Annotated in this window: 4 protein-coding genes; 3 read left to right on the top strand and 1 reads right to left on the bottom strand. The window is 68.9% G+C overall.

Features of this window, described 5'->3' with window-relative positions; genetic code table 11:
* Positions 1-36: 36 nt before the first annotated feature.
* On the bottom strand, positions 37-879 hold the full coding sequence (locus VJR25_RS00205) for a pyruvate, phosphate dikinase/phosphoenolpyruvate synthase regulator (RefSeq protein WP_324111297.1): 843 nt from the start codon (positions 877-879) through the stop codon (positions 37-39).
* 208 nt (positions 880-1,087) lie between these two features.
* Between VJR25_RS00205 and iolC the strand changes: the two genes are divergently transcribed.
* The 3 genes from iolC to VJR25_RS00190 all read left to right on the top strand — a co-directional run.
* Positions 1,088-2,062, top strand: a complete 975-nt coding sequence (iolC, locus tag VJR25_RS00200) for a 5-dehydro-2-deoxygluconokinase (protein WP_324111295.1) — start codon at positions 1,088-1,090, stop codon at positions 2,060-2,062.
* Positions 2,049-2,960, top strand: coding sequence for a Cgl0159 family (beta/alpha)8-fold protein (locus VJR25_RS00195; protein WP_324111293.1), 912 nt, complete (start codon positions 2,049-2,051; stop codon positions 2,958-2,960). Before iolC ends, VJR25_RS00195 begins: the two co-directional genes overlap by 14 nt.
* Before the next feature lie 24 nt (positions 2,961-2,984).
* Positions 2,985-3,458: aldehyde dehydrogenase family protein (locus VJR25_RS00190; RefSeq protein WP_324111291.1), on the top strand; the 474-nt coding region annotated here is incomplete at its 3' end.

Raw genomic sequence — 3,458 nt, 5'->3', positions numbered from 1 at the left:
GGATGTTGCTCATGGGGTTCTCCTTCGTGGGGCTGGTCAGGGGCGGAGCCTGAGGGTCTGCAGGATCACCGCGGACATCTCCTCCACGCTCTTCGTGGAGGAGTTGAGGAAGGGCACGCGATTGCGCCGGTAGAGGTCTTCGGCGCGGCGCAGCTCGAGGGTGCACTGCGCGAGGCTGGCGTACGTGGAGTCGGGCCGGCGCTCGTGCCGCACCTGGCTGAGCCGCAGCGGCGTGGTGGTGATGCCGAAGCACCGTGCCGCGTAGGGGGCGATCAGCGGCGGGAGGCCGTCGGTCGGGAAATCGTCGTCGGTCAGCGGGTAGTTCGCGATCAGCAGTCCGTACTGCAGCGCGAGGTACATCGTGGTGGGCGTCTTGCCGCACCGGCTCGGCGCCACGATGATGAGGTCCGCGATGTCCAGCGCCCGGGAGCTCTGCCCGTCGTCGTGCTCGATCGCGTACTCCACAGCCCTCATCCGTGCGAAGTACTGCGTCGCGTCGCCGAGCATGTGGAACTGGCCGAGCTGCTCGGAGGCGGTGGTGCCGAGGGCCGCTTCGAGTTCGGTGAGGTGGCCGCCGAGCAGGTCGATGATCGTCCCGGGCGCGGTCCGCAGCGCCGCGCTGACGGCCGCGTTCTTCGTCGTCGTGAAGATGATGGGTTCGAGGCCGGCGTCCGCGTCTCGGGCGATCTGGCGCACCACGTCGTTCGCGCCCTTGACGGTGTCCACGAACGGGATGGTGTGCCGATGGAACACGAAGCCGGGGAAGTTCGAGAGCAGGGCGTTGCCGAGCGTCTCGGCCGTGATGCCGGTGCTGTCCGAGAGGAAGTAGGCGGCGCGAGCGTTCGTCGTGTCGAGCGAGGCGGTGGACGGAACCGTCATGTCTCGACGATATTGAAAGTCTTAGCGAACCTGTACCGAATCCAGCCGGAAGAATTCCATGATCTTTCGCAGAGGGTAAAGAGGGCACGTGGTGAGAGGTGCCGTCGCCCCACCCTCTTGCGGCCACATTCGAGAAGTTGTTAGTTTGTCAGGACAAATGGTGATAACGTAGTCGCCAACGATCCACGCAGCGAAGGGTGAAGAGGCCTTGACCGAGTCAAACGACGACGTACGCGACGACCTGATCACGATCGGGCGCATCGGCATCGACATCTATCCGCTCCAGGACGGCGTCGGTCTCGAGGATGTCGAGACCTTCGGCAAGTACCTGGGAGGCAGCGCGACGAACGTCGCGATCGCGGCCGCCCGGCACGGTCTGCGCTCGGCGGTCGTCACAGCCACCGGCGACGACCCGTTCGGCCGGTACGCGCACCGGGAGCTGCGGCGCCTCGGCGTCGACGACCGCTTCGTCGGCACGAACGCCGACTACAACACCCCTGTCACCTTCTGCGAGATCTTCCCGCCGGACGACTTCCCGCTCTACTTCTACCGCGACCCGGTGGCGCCCGACCTGACGCTGCGCGCCGAAGACCTGGATCTCGACGCGATCCGCCGCGCGCGCATCTACTGGGCGACGGTCACGGGCCTGTCCCGCGAGCCCAGCCGTGCCGCGCACTTCGCGGCGTGGGATGCGCGAGGCCGCGCCGAGCACACCATCCTCGACCTCGACTACCGGCCCATGTTCTGGGAGTCGCCGGCCGAGGCATCCGCGCAGGTCTCCCGCGCCCTCGAGCACGTGACTGTGGCCGTCGGCAACCGCGAGGAATGCGAGGTCGCGGTCGGCGAGACCGAGCCGCAGCGCGCCGCGGATGCCCTGCTCGAGCGCGGCGTAGAGCTCGCGATCGTCAAGCAGGGCCCGAAGGGCGTGCTCGCGAAGACCCGCGAAGAGACGGTCGAGGTGCCGCCGTACTTCGTCGACGTCGTCAACGGCCTGGGCGCCGGGGACGGTTTCGGCGGGGCACTGTGCCACGGGCTGTTGGAGGGCTGGAACCTCGAGCGGGTGCTCCGGTTCGCCAACATCGCGGGCGCGATCGTCGCGACCCGCCGGGAATGCTCGACCGCGATGCCGTCGAGCGCCGAAGTCGAAGCCATCCTGGGGGAGATCGAGAATGTTCGCGCCTGACGCCACCCGCATCATCAGCGACGAGGCGTTCGCGCGGCTGCGCGCCGCCCGGCAGGCCGGCCCGGAGGCCGTGACCGCCGCACTCGCCGCCCGCACGCGGCGGTCGCTCATTCAGGGCGACGGCCGGCTGTTCATCGTCGCCGCCGACCATCCCGCGCGCGGCGCACTCGGCGTGCGCGGTGACGGCATGGCGATGGCCGACCGCTACGACCTGCTGCAGCGCCTCGTGCTCGCGCTGTCCCGGCCGGGGGTGGACGGCGTGCTCGGCACGCCGGACATCATCGATGATCTCGCGCTGCTCGGCGCCCTCGACGGCAAGGTGGTCGTCGGTTCGATGAACCGCGGGGGCCTGCGCGGCTCCGTCTTCGAGATGGACGATCGCTTCACCGGCCACGACATCCCCGCGATCGTGCGTGCGGGGCTGGATGCCGCCAAGCTCCTGGTGCGGGTGAACCTGCAGGATGCCGGTAGCGCGCGCACCCTCGAGGCCACGGCTCGTGCGGTGGATGCCGCCGTCGCCGCCGGCGTTCCGATCCTGCTCGAGCCGTTCATGAGCTCGTGGGCCGACGGGAAGGTCGTCAACGACCTCTCACCGGAAGCCGTGATCACGTCGGTCGCGATCGCCGCAGGCCTGGGCAGCTCGTCGGCCTGCACGTGGATGAAGCTTCCGGTGGTCAATGACATGGAGCGGGTGATGGCATCCACGACGCTGCCGACCCTGCTGCTCGGCGGCGATCCCGACACCCATCCCGACGAGACGTACGCCTCCTGGGGGCGCGCTCTCGCGCTGCCCGGCGTGCACGGCCTCATGGTCGGGCGCACCCTGCTCTACCCGCAGGACGGCGACGTCGCCTCCGCGGTCGACACCGCGGCTCGCCTCGTCCACACCCAACTCTGAATCCCCAACGAAAGAAGCACACTGATGAGCATCACCGAGACGGCGCTTTCCCCGGCGGGCGTAGGCAGCCTCCCAGTCATCGGGCATTGGATCGACGGCGCGACGAAGTCCTCGACGAGCGGCCGGACAGCCCCGGTCTTCAACCCCGCCACGGGTGCCGTGCAGGCGGAGGTGGCCTTGGCCGACGACGCCGAGATCGCCTCCGCCATCGCATCCGCCGAGCGCGGATACCGCGTGTGGTCGCAGCTGTCGATCGCCAAGCGGCAGGCGGTGATCTTCGCGTTCCGCGAGCTGCTGAATGCCCGCAAGGCGGAGCTCGCCGCGATCATCTCGTCCGAGCACGGCAAGGTGCTCTCCGACGCGATGGGCGAGATCGCGCGTGGCCAGGAGGTCGTCGAGCTCGCGTGCGGCTTCCCGTCGCTGATCAAGGGCGAGCACTCCGAGAACGTGTCGACCGGCATCGACGTGTACACGATCAAGCAGCCGCTCGGCGTGGTG

It is taken from the genome of Microbacterium sp. (genome assembly GCF_035277845.1).
Lineage (GTDB): Bacteria > Actinomycetota > Actinomycetes > Actinomycetales > Microbacteriaceae > Microbacterium.
This window is presented reverse-complemented; position numbering and strand designations above follow the sequence as displayed.